Genomic DNA, 16,045 nt, shown 5'->3' with positions numbered 1-16,045 from the left:
ATCAACCTAAAATGGGAATCCTTCGTTCCGAGATTGTTAAAAGCAATTTCCCTGGTAGGCCCAAGTCTGAAGACTTGAACCGGAGGGCTATTCCCCCATGGCAAGCCAATTGCCCTCTTCGATTTACCAATACTTATAAATTGTCCAAAGTATTTTATACCCAGCACCAAACACACCTTTCACTGTACCACTGACTTTCGAAATACCGATGCGTTTTTTGTAGTCAACAGGAACCTCAGTGGTTTTATACCCGGACTTTGCCGCTTTGATCTGCATCTCTATAGTCCATCCATAGTTTTGGTCCACCATCCCCAAGGCTGTCAATTTATCCCATTTGATGGCTCGAAATGGCCCCAGGTCAGTGTATGAAGTTTTATAAATCAAGCGCATCAATGAGGTAGCAAGCCAATTGCCAAAAACCTGGGGGATTGTCATCGAACCACTTTCCCTATTTCCCAATGCCCTGGATCCAATCACCATGTCATAATTACCTTCCATGATCGGCTTTATCAAATCCAACAACTGCTCTGGATAATCCGAATAATCCCCATCCAAAAACACCAAGATATCAGGAAGCTCTTCCTGTTTTGAGATGAAGTCCATCCCGGTCAAGCAAGCTTTCCCATACCCCATCTGCGGCTCATCCAAGACAATGGCCCCTGCATTTTGAGCTATTTCCCTGGTCTGATCGGTTGACCGGTTATTGACCACGACAACATTTCTAACCAACTCAGGGATGTCGTTGATCACTTTACCAATGGAGTTTTCTTCATTGAAAGCTGGAATTATTACGTCTATTTTTATATTGGACAAAAGATTTTATTGTTTAATGGCTTAAAGTTAATTCAATGGGTTTTGGAAATGATGCAGGTTTTTACCGAAGTTTTTTTCATCTAATACTCTATTTCAAAAACATCCTAATATCCACTCAATATCAATAAATTTCATCTCTACAAAACACCAATTCAAATCCTATAACTTCTAAAAGACTCTACACTCACCAGCGTAAACCCTAAAGCTAACATCCCATGAAACACCAGCATTTCATAAGTATGGAAATAAATTGAAAGAATGACCATGAGAAGAAACACCAGAGCCATCCCCCCTTCCAGATACGTGGTGACTGGCACTTTGAGCTGATGGTAAATATTATGCTTCCAAGACTGCCTGTCGTCGCTTAGGTTATATTTCGGTGTGCGGATAAAGGGTGATTTCTTGCCTGTCAAGCCTTCCCATACTGCTTGGGCATTGTGAATGGAAAGTCCCATGGAAACAGAAAGAAACACTGGCAATTCCCAAAGAAACCTCAAAATTCCTTTGGCAGAAAAATCCACCAAACTGAGATTTGCGAAGAAATAAACCAAAGCGATGATCACGAAGCCTATCAAAAATAGCGCTGCTCCCTGAAAAACTTCTCCTGGAATCATCCCCTGCTGAAATCCCCACCAAAGTGGAATACTACATAAGCTCACAATCACCACTGCTATAAAGATCACCGCATTGAGCAAATGTGCTGAGGCATGGAGTTTTTTCCTCAATCCAAATGGCTCCTTCCAAACATTTTTCAAATGCTTGGCTGCACACTCTGCCCCACCTTTGGTCCAGCGAAATTGTTGGGACTTGATGGCTGACATCACTGGTGGAAGTTCGGCAGGTGACTTGATGTCTGGCCGATAAATGAACTCCCAACCTTTTTGTTGTGCTCTGTAACTTAAGTCCAAGTCCTCCGTCAAGGTATCATCATGCCAATTTCCTGCATCTACAATACAGGATTTCCTCCAAATTCCGCCTGTCCCATTGAAATTGATAAATGCCTTTTGATGATTTCTCCCCATCTGCTCTACCATAAAATGTGCATCCAAAGCAAATGCCTGAAGCCGGGTCAACAGTGAATAACTTTCATTCAAATGTGTCCAACGACTTTGAACCATTCCGATTTTCTCATTTGAAAAATGACCAATCGTTTGGAGTAAAAAATCTGGATCAGGAACAAAATCCGCATCAAAAACAGCTATAAAATCACCTTTTGCAACTTCCAATCCAGCTTTCAAAGCACCCGCCTTAAACCCCCTGCGGTCTTGTCTATGGATATATTGAAAGTCTATTTCTGGAAAATCCTGAATATATTTTTGGACAATCCCGGCCGTTTCATCTGTACTGTCATCCAAAATTTGGATTTCAAGTTTGTCTTTGGGGTAATTGAATTTTGCGGCAGCATCAAGCAATCTTTCTACCACATATTTTTCATTGAAAACCGGAAGCTGCACCGTCACCACAGGAAGCTCTTCCCATGAAGGCTGATGTGCCTTGGGGATGTTTTTTCTAAACTGGAAAAAATGATAGAGCAAATTTGCCTGCGCAAAGCTATACAATAGAATAAACAACATCGCTAGGGCGTAAATACCTATGATGAAATATAATAAGATCATTAAGATTTGATAGTAATGGATTTGTTGCCGATGATGATTGGCATTTCATTGATTCTGCCCTCTTCACCGTCATTTTCTAATTTCAACACTCCTCTTGGGCACACTGCCGAACAAACTCCACAACCTACACAAGATGATCTGACGATATTTTGACCTCTCTGGGCATACCATCTTACATCTATCCCCATCTCGCAATACGTCGAGCAATTTCCACAAGAAATGCACTGACCGCCATTGGTTGTGATTCTGAATCTTGATTTGAACCGCTGTACAATCCCAAGATAAGCCGCCAATGGACAGCCAAATCTACACCAAACTCTGTTACCCATCAAGGGATAAAAGCCAGTCCCTATCACTCCTGCAAAAGCCGAACCAATCAAAAACCCATAAACTGAATGAAGTTGATCTGTGGCATTTCCCAAAATAGCAAACCCGGAGAAATAATTGGCAATCGTAACTGCTGTCATCAATACAGCAAAAACCAAGACCCCATGAACCATGTATCGCTCGATTTGCCATGATTTCAGGGATTTATCTGACAATTGTCGATAGGGATCTCCCAAGGTCTCTGCCAATCCTCCACATCCACAAACCCAACTGCAATACCATCTTTTGCCATAAAAATAAGTAAAAATAGGAACTCCCAATACAATCAGAATAATCCCCCAAACCAGCATAAACATCCCCAGAGCCCCAGAACTCAGCATCCCATCAACCCTATAGTCATAGAAGAATGAATAATCCAAAGGCCAAATATTCTTAAAATCGTGCCATGGCATATTGAGCAGCACCAAGATCTCGGGCAGAAGAAAAGCAAATGCCAGCTGAAAAAACATAACAGAAGCCGTTCTGATGGTCTGATATGCATTTCCTTTATATTTCCTGAACATCCTGATCCCCATCACGACGATCGCCAAGGTGTATATAAATCCATATAAAAACCACTGACTCGCAGGATTTCCCGAAAGCGCTATGCTCAAAGGATCTACCATCAAAATCAGATTGGTCAAATAGGCAGGAAACCAATACAAAATGATATAAAAAACAATCAACCATGTGCCTGTAATGATTCCCAACAACCCTCTAGCCTTCATGGAAGAAAAGTAGATTCCATCGTTTTTGATCCCTTCAGTCTCATCTCTGTACAATGGAAAAATATACATCAATCCTCCCAGTACGCCCAAGAATACAGTAATTGCAAGATAAAAATAAGGATTCTCACTCACGGGGCCTGTTGATGCGGCTTTTGTCAAAGGATAGGAATAATCATCCCAAATCACATTGTCCCAATCTTCATTTGCCTTGAGCTCTTCATTGTAATTATCAAAGTTCTTATTGAAATCTGAAATGAACGCAAAGTTTGATTCATAATATTGACCATACATGGGCTTCAAAACCTCTACCATCGTCTCCAAATGAATATCCTTCACTTCTTTTTCAACCATTTCTTGCTCCAATTGGTACGAACCTATAAATGGCAAAACGGAGAAAATCGCCAATCCGAGAACAAATAGTATCAATCCAATTCGCTGTATTATATTCATGCTCTCGACCCAATTAGTTTTTTGAAAAATGACTGCTTCTGCAACTTCAAAGTTTTTCCAAATTCCTTGTTGTACTTTTTCAGAACTTCTTCATGAAATGGCTTGTAAAATTCGGGGTTGAAATTGGCTTTGTCGATTTCAGAGACGACTTTTTCCAAAGAATACCTTTTACTGATTGCCTGATCAAAATATTCATGTCTCAATCTCCATCCAAAGGCATTGACTCCAAGCAATTTTTGGTCTGATTTCGAATAAAGCAACCTCAAGCAGGCCTTGCCATTCGTTGCTTCCCAATAAATGCTCTCCTCATTTTCTCCAAAAGAAGCTGGAACAAACCCATAAGTTTGGTATTCTATATCAAAGAATTTCGCAGAATTGAACCAAACACCAGGCCGGTAAGAAACTGAATTTTTATTTGTGAGGTTATATGCCAATGTCTCTCCATGCATCCTCCCTGTGTACCATACTTGTTCTATATTTTTCCGGTCTGGGGCTGGCGCATTTTTGAACTCTGCACAATCGCCAATAGCGTAAACATCCGGAATATTTGTTTTGAAATATGCATCAACCACAATCCCTCTATTGATTTCAAGTAATTTTCTCTCTGAAACTGATTCTTTTTCACCCCTCAAAAAATCCACATTAGGACTTACGCCAACAGTCAAACCGACAAATTCACAAGGAATAATCTCTCCCGAGTTTGTTTTGATCGCTTTGACCTTTCCGTTTCCATCGTCTATAATCTCCTCCAATTCGGTCTCCAACCTCAAATCTATATGATGTTCCAAAATGTGACGATTGATCAATTTCGATTCTTCAAGTGGAAGAATATTGCCCCAAAAATTCTTTTCCCTTACCAAAAAAGTAACGGGAATATCCCTGCTCATAAGCATTTCGGCCATTTCTATCCCAATCAACCCGCCTCCTACCACAACCGCTCTATGAATGTCTTCGGTGTTTTTTTCCATCAACTCCAAATCCTGAATGGAATACAAACCTTGCACCCCATTTAGCTCTTGTCCCTTCCAGCCAAATTTGTTTGGTTTTGACCCTGTAGCCAAAACCAAAACGTCATATTCCAATTGGGACTTATCGGGAAAAATCAGCGTTTTTGCTTCAAAATCAACTTGATCGACCCAAGCTTGTTTGAGTTCAATTCTATTCTTTTCCCAAAACCAATCTTCATACGGCTTTGTGTGTTCATACTTCATGTGTCCCATGTAGATGTACATCAGGGCAGTTCTGGAAAAAAAGTGGGCAGTTTCTCCAGAGATGATTGTTATTTTGCTTTGGGAGTCTTTTTTTCGAATATTTCTAGCACAGGTCACGCCGGAAATCCCATTTCCGATGACCACTACGTGCCTATCCGCATTATTCGTTGAGGGACCAGTCATAGTCTAAGTGGGAGACTTTAGCTTTTGGGTTGATTTTTACTTTTGAATATTTGTTAAGGTAATCAATTAAACTTCCATTTTTTGTAAAATCACCCTTGAACCAAGAGAAAATCTTGGAAATTTCAATTTTATCCGCGCTGATTTTATTTCTTTTGGGATCATTGACAAAGCTCTTCGCTACTTTATCCAACTGAGCATCAACTTTTTCGGCAGCAAAAGCTTCATTCAATAGCGGAGGACATGAAAAAGAAGCGCAATTGATGGCAAAATGAATTCGTGGTTCGTCAAATTCCTTTCTCAAAACCTTATGTTCTATTTCATCCAAATTGGCATCCTGACCACCTATTTTAAAGAATTTGATATGCCAAACGGTGTTGACCAGTGGAATTTTGATTTTTGGATGTAAGTCCTGAATACTCTCAACAGGATAGTTGTCAGTAATCAGTTTGATCGTAAAAGCATTGTAGGCATTGATCCAATAAGCCAATTGTTCTTCTTTTTTCCAGGTTTTTCTATCCGGAGCATTTTTGCTCAACAAATCACAATAATCATCCAGTTTGGCTTTATCTTCTATAAACCCTTTATAATCTACTACACCGGATGGAGAGACATGCTTTCTGAGAAGTGCGTCAAACCCTTGGTGTGAAGGGGCTTTTGTAGCTTCTGCTCCGAGATTGGAAGCTCCGCAAGAAAAATTAAAGAGTAATAGACCCAAAATAAAGACGATGGATTTCATAATTGCTATTTTTTCTTAATAAACGTGTTTACTCGCTAGATAGATGACCAAAAAATAAAATCAATTGTTTATTTCAGGAATAAAGACTCTACAAAAAAATACCGAATTGAGAACAAACGGCAATTGGTCAAATCTAATAAACCTTCTTCCCCTTATTCAGCCAAATCCCCCAAGAATGGCTATAGGCGTGTATTGAATCAGTTTTTTTGCTTTTGTTGTAGATGGGTTGGCCTTCATTGACCCAATGAAAAACCCCTCCATAAAGGTTGTAGACTTCTGTAAATCCAGCTTCCTGAAGTTTCTTCCCTATTTCTTGGCTTCTCGCACCGATGGAACAATAAACTACGACGGGCTGGTCCTTTGGGATTTCTGTTAGGGAATCCAATGAAAAAGTTTTGTGGCCTACCCATTTCGCACCTTTGAGATGGCTCACTTCATACTCCTCTTTTTCTCTCGCATCGAGAAAAATGGCTGAACCCAATATTTCATTTTCCCCAATTTTCACAACAGGAAAATCCTTTTCATATACACCATTCAGCAATGCTTTGTAGGCTAGACTTTGGGCAAATGACATACTGGAAAGGAAAAAGAAAATAAAGAAAATTGGATATTTTAAATACATATAATCACAAGTCTCATTCTCAAACCTATGTGTCTGATTTTTTGTGTCAAGTATAAAGTATAATGTACCAAGAACTCCTCATAACTAAGGTTAACCCAACTTTAAAACCCTCCACACTTGTGCGCATGGGGCAAAGCGGACAAGTCATCCGAATCTTTCAAGTCTCCTTTTACCCATAAAAATCACTGAGTCTCGCCAACCCTTTTTTGTCCAAGACGATGATTTTTTTGCCTTCAAACTCTATCAACCCGTCCTTCTTAAACTCTGAAAGTAACCTGATGACAGTTTCTGTTGCTGTTCCCACCAAGCCTGCAATCTCCTCCCTTGTCAACACAATGTCAATTTTCTCTCCCTCTCCGCCATCAACTCCATAGGTATCCCCCAGCTTCAACAAAGTGAAAGCAAGTCTTTCGCGAATAGATTTTTGGGTAGCATCTGTCAACTTTCCTTCCATGATTCCAATATCATTGCAAAGCGCTTTGGTCAATCTCCTGTGGAAATTATTGTCTTCCAAAAGGATTTTCAAAAAGACCTCCTTGGGAACAAAACAAATTTTGGCATCTTCTACAATGGTGGCTGTATTTGAATATACTTCTTCGCCCAGCATAGAAGAATACCCCAAAAACTCACCTTTTTGGGCCAATCTAATGATCTGCTCTTTTCCGTTTGATGCTGTTTTAAAAACTTTCACAATGCCAGCACTAATGCAAAAGACGCCAAGAGGTTTGGTTCCTTCGTAATAAAGTATCTGGCCTTTTTTATGCGAAATAAAATTTTTGTTGTCCGAAAGATTGCATAGGTGTGCATCTGAGAGATCGGCAAACATGGAAAACTTTCTGCTGAGGCATAGTTCGCAAGGACTGCTTTTTTCTCTGATCATGTCGGTGAAGTTATTATTTGCAGGTTCAATTTAAGTAGCTAAAGATAACAAAAAAGGACTACAAAACTTTAAAAGGGTTCATTTTAGTCAATAGAAGGCAACTCACTAATTTGGATAAACCCACCCGTTTCTACATCATATTTCAGAAACAAATGTTGCTTCCCATTTGTAATCCCAATATAAGGTGCATTGATGCTTTTATTGTACACACACACCTGTTCAGCAGTCTTTTGGGTCAATCGGACATCGGGAGCTTTACACTCCACCAATAAAAACGGGCGACCACTCCTATCGTGTACCAGCACATCAAACCGCTTCTGTAACTGATTGTATTTCAAACCTTTTTCCAAAGAAAAAAGACTCTTTGGGTACAAATATTTCTGTATCAAAACTTGGATAATATGCTGCCTTACCCATTCTTCCGGGGTCAATATCAAATACTTCTTTCGAAGTGAATCGAAAATGCTTAATTTCCCACTCTCTTCCTCTTTGATCTTGAATTCAAACTTCGGAAAGTTCAAAGACTCCTGAAGAAAAGAAAACTTATGCTCCATCATCTTACAAAGATGTGGGGTTTTTGCTTAAGAATATAAACCTAAAACCACCCAAATGAAAAAAACATACCTCTTATTCTTCCTTTCCTTGACAATCATCTGCTTGGTCTCCTGCAAAACAGACAAAGAACAAGTGGATCTAATAGTACACAACGGTACGATTTATACTGTTTCGAAAGGGTTTGACATTGTCAATGCCTTTGCGGTGAAGGATGGTATATTTGTAGCTGTAGGCAGCAATTCCGACATCTTATCAAATTACGATGCTACTGAAATAGTAGATGCTAAGGGCCAGGCCATCTACCCAGGCCTGATTGATGCCCATGCCCATTTCTATCGCTATGGTTTGGGACTGCAGGTGGTAGATCTTCTGGGAGCAGAGTCAGAGCAAGAGCTCATGGATCGCGTAGTCCAACACCGTGAAAGTACCCCCGAAGCCCCCTGGATCTTAGGAAGAGGCTGGGATCAAAATCTATGGGAAAACAAAGAGTTCCCTACTAAAGACAAATTGGACGAGCTATTCCCCGACACCCCTGTCCTCCTTACCAGAATAGACGGCCATGCCGCTTTGGTAAACCAAAAAGCGCTTGAGTTGGGGGGAATCACATCCAAAACAGAAATGATCGGCGGCAAGGTAATCCTGGAGAATGGACAGCCTACCGGGGTATTGATAGATAATGCAATCAAACTGGTTTCTTCAAAAGTCCCTGATCCCAGTGAAGAAGAATCCAGGGTTGGCTTGTTGGCAGCCCAAGAGAATTGTTTTGCTGTGGGGCTTACGACCGTGGTAGACGCTGGATTGGACAGGGGCACAATTGAACTCATACACCAGATGCATCAAGAAGGCGATTTGAAAATGCGTATTTATGCAATGGTAAACCCTACGGAAGACAATATGCGGCATTATTTTGAAAACGGGATCTATCAGGATGATTTCTTGACCATCAGAAGTTTTAAGATCTATGGTGACGGGGCATTGGGTTCACGGGGTGCGGCGCTGTTGCAGCCATACCATGACCATTCTTCAAATTATGGATTCCTTTTGGATACTCCGGAAGCTTTTGATGATTTGGCAAAAAAAATGTACGAAAATGGATTCCAGATGAATACACACTGTATTGGAGACTCTGCAAACAGGACATTGCTTGATATCTATGCCAAATACCTCAAGGGGAAAAATGATCTTCGCTGGAGAATAGAACACGCCCAAGTCGTGAGTAAAGACGATATTTCAAAATTTGCTTCTTACAGCATTATCCCTTCCGTACAGCCAACCCATGCCACTTCAGATATGTACTGGGCTGCACAGAGACTTGGCCCTTTTAGGATAAAAACAGCGTATGCGTATAAAGATCTATTGGAACAAAATGGCATGTTGGCATTGGGGAGTGATTTTCCGGTAGAAAACATCAACCCCATCTACGGTTTCCATGCGGCTGTAGCCAGAAAAGACGCAAACAACTCTCCGGATGATGGATTTCAGATAGAAAACAGGATCAAAAGGGAGGAAGCATTGAAGGGGATGACCATATGGGCAGCATATTCGAACTTCGAAGAGGGGCTTAAAGGGAGTATAGAAAAAGGGAAATTGGCAGATTTCGTTCTGTTCGAAAAAGACATGATGACGGCCAAACACAACGAATTAAGAAACCTGAAAGTCAAAGCCACTTACATAGGTGGAGAAAAAGTATTTTAAGGAATCTACCTGACAAGAAGGGTTTACCCCCCCTACTTATCAGGTAGATCTATATTTTTTCAGTAATTGATATTTTTGCTTATCTAGCCCTGCTCAATACTCTAAATTGATCCATTACCTTATAGGTCGCCCGGGTCAGATCCGTTGACAAATCCGGCGAAAGCATGTCAAACGCTGCCGGGGTATAACCCTGCCATATTGTATTCCCTTTTTTGTTGTCAATCACAAAAATCACCAACATCCCATTGTTTTGGGAGTATTTCACCTTATTGTAGTTCTCATCTTTTTCCTTGTCTTCAGGTCTCAATTCCTCATCCTCTTCAGTCACAAATGCACCTTTTCTTTGCAACCAATAATCAAAATTAGGCTGGTCATAACCCCGATACTTGACTTCTTCCCTGAACATCTTATAATTCACCAACAAATCTGGCTTATCCTCCTGCAACTTAAACCCTTGGGAACCAAGCCTATTGGAAATTGTCCTCTTTATGATCTGTACTACTTCTTCATCGTCACCTTCTGGATTATCAATAAACCCAAATGTCTTGTACCTCTTGAAGTTGGCGGAATAATTGAAATCGTATTCGGCAATAAAATCTTTTTGGGAAAAACACCCTGTGACAAGCAACAGAATCACAAGGTAGAAAATTGGTGGATTTTTCATGTTGAATTTGTTTAGTTATAATATTCAAATCATAAGCGTAATTACGAAGTTTAGCATACATTAAGATCTAATGTCCCCATACAACCCGATACCGACTCTGGCTGTAGGTCTCCTATCCTAGATGGCTTGCAAGAATCCAAAATAGCAACAGAAGATTTCAATGATTTCATAGAATGTAAATGAAATTTTGTCTTTAATTTAATCAATTCATTTCAAGTTCTAAAGATTTCCATCAAATTAACTTCACACAAGCTTTTTTGTTTATGGAATAGAGGATATTGGTGATCAAATATTTATGGAAATTTTTAACAAAAAAAAAGCTCATTTCAGGCTAAAATCGTTTACTTTCGTCTAAATCGAAGCGTGAGCAAAGCAGCGTAATTCTAACAAAAAAAACTGTATGTCCCTTTTCATTATTGGAGATGTCCATGGGTGTTTCCATACATACCTTAAGCTATTGGATCATTGGGAACCAAAAACCGAGACACTAATTCAACTTGGTGACCTAATTGATCGTGGCAATTTTTCACCACTGACTGTTCGATTGGCATTTGAGACAAAAAAAGTGTTCAAATATTCTGTCCATTTTCTAAAAGGCAACCATGAACAAATGATGGTCAACCACCTCAAAGGGGCCGACAAATCAAATCTGTGGATCAACAATGGCGGAAAGGAGGCATTGGCACAATTCAAAGCCCAAAATCTAGACCCCAACTTCTACCTTCCCTGGATGGAATCCATGCCGGTCTTTTGGGAAAACCAACATGTTGTTGTCTCCCATGCTGGTTTTTCGGGAATAGGATCACCGTTGGATTTGGACAATCCCGATGGTGTATTATGGAACAGAAAACCATTGATAAACTTAGGAAAACTTCAAGTGATCGGGCATACGCCACTATTGGATGGCAAACCTGAATACCAAAGCCAAAGCAATTCCTGGAATATAGACACCGGTGCCTACAAGGGCAACTGCCTAACTGGGATCAAGCTGAAAAAAGACGGGACATTCTTGGAATCCATCAGCATCCCTACCGATCCAAAAGACATTTCGGATGCAAACCAACCTTATGCCGGCTTCTTGAAAAACCCTTTGAAAGAAAATCTCAGGATGTAACCCACAGTAAAGCGAAGGTTAAAACACCCTTTTCATTTGTAAATCTGATCCAATCCCAGCTAGTGAAAAATCAAACAAAGCCTTCTCCTTTGGCCTTTGCATCGATGACAAACTCCCTGAATTTCTTTTCGGCATCCAGTTTACAAATCAAAAGCACATTGTCAGATTCATTTACCAAATAGTTTTCCAAGCCTTGAACCACAACGAGTTTGTTTGAAGGGACTTTTACGTAACAGTTTTCGGTATCGTAAAGCAAGGCATTTCCTTCCACCACATTGTTTGAACTATCTTTGTCCCGGATCTCATACAAACTCATCCAAGAACCCAAATCCGACCAGCCAAACTCACCAAGGATAACATAGACTTCGTCTGATTTTTCCATAACCCCAAAATCTATTGATATATTCTTGACTTGGGAATAAGCATTTACGATAAATTCATTTTCCCTTTCGGTATTGTAAAAATCAGCCCCCTCTTCAAAAACCTCCGATACTTCCGGCATATATTTCTCAAAAGCCCTGATGATACTTTGCACTTTCCAGACAAACATGCCCGAATTCCAGACAAAATCCCCACTTTCAATGAAAGTCTTTGCCAGCTTTAAATTTGGCTTTTCTGTAAAAGTTTTTACTTTTTTTGGAGCATCACTATCATTACTAAAATACTGTATATACCCATACCCAGTCTCCGGCCTGTTGGGCTGAATCCCTATTGTAATCAAGCGTCCATCTTCTTCACAGGCAACCATTGCCTTGTTCATGTTTTGGACGAAACTTATCTCATTCAGAATCAAGTGGTCTGATGGCGACACTATTATCTTTGCATCTCCATCTTTCTGTTGGATCTTATAGCTTGCGTAAGCTATGCAGTTTGCAGTATCTCTTCTTTGGGGCTCTTTCAATATATTTGATTCAGGAATCTCAGGCAGTTGCTCTTTTGCCAAATCAAAATATTGTTTGTTGGTCACCACAAAAAACCTGTCGGGATCAGTCATGTTCAAAAACCTGTCGAAGGTCATTTGGAGCAAGGTCCTACCGGTTCCCAAGATATCCAAGAATTGTTTGGGCCTATTGTTTCTACTGTATGGCCAAAACCGGGATCCTATCCCACCTGCCATAATGACTATATAAGGTTTTTGTTTCATCTAAAATTATACTATACCCTCTTTCATCAGGTCATGAATATGGATAAATCCAGCAATATTTCCGCCATCCATAGCCACCAATTGTGTAATATTATATTCTTTCATCCTATTGAGTGCCCTAATTGCAAATTCATCCTGGGAAATGGTCTTGGGGTTCTTTGTCATAATCTCGACAGCTTTGACATGATTGATATCTGCACCCGACATCAACATCCTCCTCAAATCCCCGTCTGTGATGATTCCAAGGAGGTTTTTGTTTCCGTCTACTACGGCAGTTGCCCCAAGTCTTTTGCTACTTATCTCTACTATTATCTCCGTCAAGAGCGCATCTTCCTTTACTATAGGGATCAAATTCTTCGGAATCACATCGGCTACGGTCAAATAAAGTTGCTTGCCCAATGCCCCTCCCGGGTGATACACCGCAAAGTCCTCTGGGGAAAATCCTCTCGCTTCCAGCAAACATACCGCCAATGCATCTCCCATCGCCATATGGACGGTAGTACTGGTGGTCGGTGCCAAATTGTTTGGACAGGCCTCCTCATCAATCGTGGCATTGAGGACATAATCTGCATTTTCTGCCAAGTAGCTTTTGACATTACTCACCAAAGCTATCAACTTTGAGCCCAAGCGTTTGAGTAAAGGAACCAACACTTTGATCTCAGGTGTATTTCCACTCTTGGAAATACAAATCACAAAATCATTCTTTTGGATCATTCCCAAATCACCATGAATGGCATCTGCAGCATGCATGAATAAAGCGGGGGTTCCCGTGGAGTTGAGCGTTGCCACTATCTTGTTTGCGACTATGGCACTTTTGCCAATGCCTGTAATCACAACCCTACCTGAGGACTCCAAAATCGCCTCGACACAAGCCACAAAATCATCATCTATAAAATTTATTAGATTTTGAAGCGCATTTGCTTCCTTTTGAAGGACTTGTATAGCGCTAGTTTTAATATTTTTTGTTAATTTCAATTTTGACAGGCTTTATCATTAAATTTGTATCAAAGGTAAAAAAGAATTCCTTTAAAGTTTAATGAATACCCAAAAGCGGAACATTAAAATGTGATTGTGAAGTGGATCAAACAGTAAAAGAAAATCTCAAAGAAATATTTGGCTTCAGTCAGTTTCGAGGAAACCAAGAAGGCATCGTTGACAATATATTGGGAGGCAGCAATACCTTTGTGATTATGCCAACTGGAGCAGGCAAATCCCTTTGCTATCAGCTACCTGCGGTCATCAAGGACGGTACTGCGGTTGTCATATCCCCATTGATCGCCTTGATGAAAAACCAAGTGGATCAATTGAATGCTTTTGGCATCAATGCCTATTTCCTAAATTCCACCCTGAACAAGTCCGAGACGACAAAAGTCAAAAAGGAAGTCCTCTCCGGAAAAACCAAACTGCTATACGTCGCCCCCGAATCACTCACCAAAGAAGAGAACATCCAGTTTCTGAAAGAAGCCAACATCAGCTTTGTTGCTATCGATGAAGCACATTGTATCTCAGAATGGGGCCACGACTTTCGCCCTGAATATCGAAGAATCAAATCCATCATTGCCCAGATTGGCGAAAAACTTCCAATCATAGCCCTGACAGCAACAGCTACCCCCAAAGTCCAGCAGGACATCCAAAGAAACCTGCAGATGGAAGAAGCTGATCTGTTCAAATCATCCTTTAACAGAACGAACCTATACTACGAGGTTAGGCCAAAAATAAAGAATGAGACGAAAAAACAAATCATCAAATACATCAAGGGCCAAAAGGGAAAATCAGGGATCATCTACTGCTTGAGTAGGAAAAAAGTAGAGGAGATTGCTTCATTGCTGAAAGTAAACGGGATCAATGCTGCCCCATACCATGCCGGTTTGGATCAAAGTGTCCGAATCAAAAACCAAGATGATTTCCTCAATGAGGAATTGGACGTAATCGTGGCAACCATCGCATTTGGTATGGGAATCGACAAACCGGATGTAAGGTATGTGATCCATTACGATGTTCCGAAGTCACTGGAAGGATATTATCAGGAAACCGGAAGAGCTGGCAGGGATGGGCTTGAAGGCCACTGTCTGATGTTCTATCGCTATGAAGACATCATCAAGTTAGACAAATTCAACAAGGACAAGCCTGTAACAGAGCGTGAAAACGCAAAAGTATTGCTCCAAGAAATGGCTGCCTATGCTGAAAGTTCCGTTTGCAGAAGAAAGACACTGCTCCATTATTTTGGAGAATACATGGAGAAAGACTGCGGCTTCTGTGACAACTGTAAGCATCCCAACGAAAAGTTTGAAGGCCAGGAATTTCTAGTCAACGCCATCCAGGCTGTAAAGGCGACAAACAACAGGTTCAACATAGACCATATAGTCAAGGTCATCAGAGGTGAACAGAATGACTATATGAAGAGCTACGGCCACGACAAGCTCAAAATTTTTGGGGTTGGAATTGAAGAGGATGAAAGGCTCTGGAAGACCATTATCCGCCAAGCAATGATCAATGACTTCCTCGAAAAAGACATTGAGAACTATGGGGTGATCAAAGTGACAAAAAAAGGGCTTGATTACATCAAGGAACCATATAGCATCCTGATGAGCAAAGACCATGACTTTGAAAAAATGCTTGTCGAGGAATCTACAGAAGACATTTCGAACGGCTCCAAGGCTTACGATGAAAAATTATTTGAGCTGCTCAAAGCTGAACGAAAAAAAGTAGCAAAATCAAAAGGGCTACCCCCGTATGTCATTTTCCAAGACCCTTCTTTGGAAGAGATGGCGACTGTTTATCCTACTACCCGGGATGAATTGGCGCAAATCAATGGCGTTGGTATGGGAAAAGTCACTAAATTTGGGTCGTCTTTTCTGAAACTGATAGAAAACTATGTAGAGGAAAACGACATCATGACAGCTTCAGATGTGGTGGTCAAAACGGCTGGCAGCAGGTCAAAAGTAAAAATATCTATCATCCAACAGGTCGATAGAAAAATAGACTTGGACGAAATTGCTGAAAATCTCAACATCAGTATGGCTGAATTGCTCCAGGAAATAGAGCAGATCATCTATAGTGGCACCAAATTGAATATCAACTATTACATTGAAAATATCATGGATGAAGATAGGGAAGATATACTCCATGATTATTTTATGACTGCAGAATCCGATAATATCAAAGCAGCTTTGAGTGAATTGGAAGATGAAGATTTTGCAGAAGAAGAAATCCGCGTGTACAGGGTGAAATTCATCTCAGAGCACGCTAATTAAACCGAAATCCATAA

14 protein-coding genes are annotated in these 16,045 nt (G+C 40.5%); 3 read left to right on the top strand and 11 right to left on the bottom strand.

Going from position 1 to position 16,045, the window contains the following annotated elements; genetic code table 11:
* Positions 1-123 precede the first annotated feature (123 nt).
* From ACFSKL_RS21120 to ACFSKL_RS21085, 8 genes are all read right to left on the bottom strand, one after another.
* Complete coding sequence (locus tag ACFSKL_RS21120; protein WP_376889142.1) at positions 124-804, bottom strand: glycosyltransferase family 2 protein; 681 nt, start codon at positions 802-804, stop codon at positions 124-126.
* A gap of 161 nt (positions 805-965) precedes the next feature.
* On the bottom strand, positions 966-2,429 hold the full coding sequence (locus tag ACFSKL_RS21115; protein ID WP_376889083.1) for a cellulose synthase family protein: 1,464 nt from the start codon (positions 2,427-2,429) through the stop codon (positions 966-968).
* Positions 2,429-3,973: a 4Fe-4S binding protein gene (locus ACFSKL_RS21110; protein WP_376889080.1), complete on the bottom strand. Its 1,545-nt coding sequence runs from the start codon at positions 3,971-3,973 to the stop codon at positions 2,429-2,431. Before ACFSKL_RS21110 ends, ACFSKL_RS21115 begins: the two co-directional genes overlap by 1 nt.
* Positions 3,970-5,367: an NAD(P)/FAD-dependent oxidoreductase gene (locus ACFSKL_RS21105; protein WP_376889078.1), complete on the bottom strand. Its 1,398-nt coding sequence runs from the start codon at positions 5,365-5,367 to the stop codon at positions 3,970-3,972. The genes ACFSKL_RS21110 and ACFSKL_RS21105 overlap by 4 nt, the downstream gene beginning before the upstream one ends.
* Complete coding sequence (locus ACFSKL_RS21100; RefSeq protein ID WP_376889075.1) at positions 5,345-6,103, bottom strand: DUF547 domain-containing protein; 759 nt, start codon at positions 6,101-6,103, stop codon at positions 5,345-5,347. The genes ACFSKL_RS21105 and ACFSKL_RS21100 overlap by 23 nt, the downstream gene beginning before the upstream one ends.
* Positions 6,104-6,236: 133 nt before the next feature.
* On the bottom strand, positions 6,237-6,725 hold the full coding sequence (locus ACFSKL_RS21095; RefSeq protein ID WP_376889072.1) for a rhodanese-like domain-containing protein: 489 nt from the start codon (positions 6,723-6,725) through the stop codon (positions 6,237-6,239).
* A gap of 169 nt (positions 6,726-6,894) precedes the next feature.
* Positions 6,895-7,605 carry a Crp/Fnr family transcriptional regulator gene (locus tag ACFSKL_RS21090; RefSeq protein WP_376889070.1) on the bottom strand — a complete coding sequence of 237 codons (711 nt, stop codon included), beginning with the start codon at positions 7,603-7,605 and terminating at the stop codon, positions 6,895-6,897.
* 83 nt (positions 7,606-7,688) lie between these two features.
* The gene (locus ACFSKL_RS21085; RefSeq protein WP_376889068.1) at positions 7,689-8,162 is read right to left on the bottom strand and encodes a type I restriction enzyme HsdR N-terminal domain-containing protein; all 474 of its coding nucleotides are present in this window, start codon (positions 8,160-8,162) and stop codon (positions 7,689-7,691) included.
* A 52-nt stretch (positions 8,163-8,214) separates the two neighbouring features.
* Between ACFSKL_RS21085 and ACFSKL_RS21080 the strand changes: the two genes are divergently transcribed.
* Positions 8,215-9,855, top strand: coding sequence for an amidohydrolase (locus tag ACFSKL_RS21080; RefSeq protein ID WP_376889067.1), 1,641 nt, complete (start codon positions 8,215-8,217; stop codon positions 9,853-9,855).
* Positions 9,856-9,934: 79 nt separating this feature from the next.
* Here ACFSKL_RS21080 and ACFSKL_RS21075 read toward each other — a convergent pair whose 3' ends face one another.
* Entirely contained in the window at positions 9,935-10,519 is a 585-nt protein-coding gene (locus tag ACFSKL_RS21075) for a DUF4136 domain-containing protein (protein WP_376889065.1), read from the bottom strand.
* Between the two features lie 400 nt (positions 10,520-10,919).
* Between ACFSKL_RS21075 and ACFSKL_RS21070 the strand changes: the two genes are divergently transcribed.
* Complete coding sequence (locus ACFSKL_RS21070; protein ID WP_376889063.1) at positions 10,920-11,633, top strand: metallophosphoesterase family protein; 714 nt, start codon at positions 10,920-10,922, stop codon at positions 11,631-11,633.
* Between the two features lie 70 nt (positions 11,634-11,703).
* On the opposite strand, the gene ACFSKL_RS21065 is transcribed toward ACFSKL_RS21070, so the two are convergent.
* The gene (locus ACFSKL_RS21065) at positions 11,704-12,777 is read right to left on the bottom strand and encodes a mannose-1-phosphate guanylyltransferase (protein WP_376889061.1); all 1,074 of its coding nucleotides are present in this window, start codon (positions 12,775-12,777) and stop codon (positions 11,704-11,706) included.
* A gap of 6 nt (positions 12,778-12,783) precedes the next feature.
* Positions 12,784-13,752, bottom strand: coding sequence for a KpsF/GutQ family sugar-phosphate isomerase (locus ACFSKL_RS21060; RefSeq protein WP_376889059.1), 969 nt, complete (start codon positions 13,750-13,752; stop codon positions 12,784-12,786).
* Between the two features lie 101 nt (positions 13,753-13,853).
* Here ACFSKL_RS21060 and recQ point away from each other — a divergent pair, with 101 nt between their 5' ends.
* Positions 13,854-16,031, top strand: coding sequence for a DNA helicase RecQ (gene recQ / locus ACFSKL_RS21055; RefSeq protein WP_376889057.1), 2,178 nt, complete (start codon positions 13,854-13,856; stop codon positions 16,029-16,031).
* The last annotated feature ends 14 nt before the right edge of the window (positions 16,032-16,045 follow it).

It is taken from the genome of Belliella marina (assembly GCF_042682445.1).
GTDB lineage: Bacteria > Bacteroidota > Bacteroidia > Cytophagales > Cyclobacteriaceae > Belliella > Belliella marina.
This window is presented reverse-complemented; position numbering and strand designations above follow the sequence as displayed.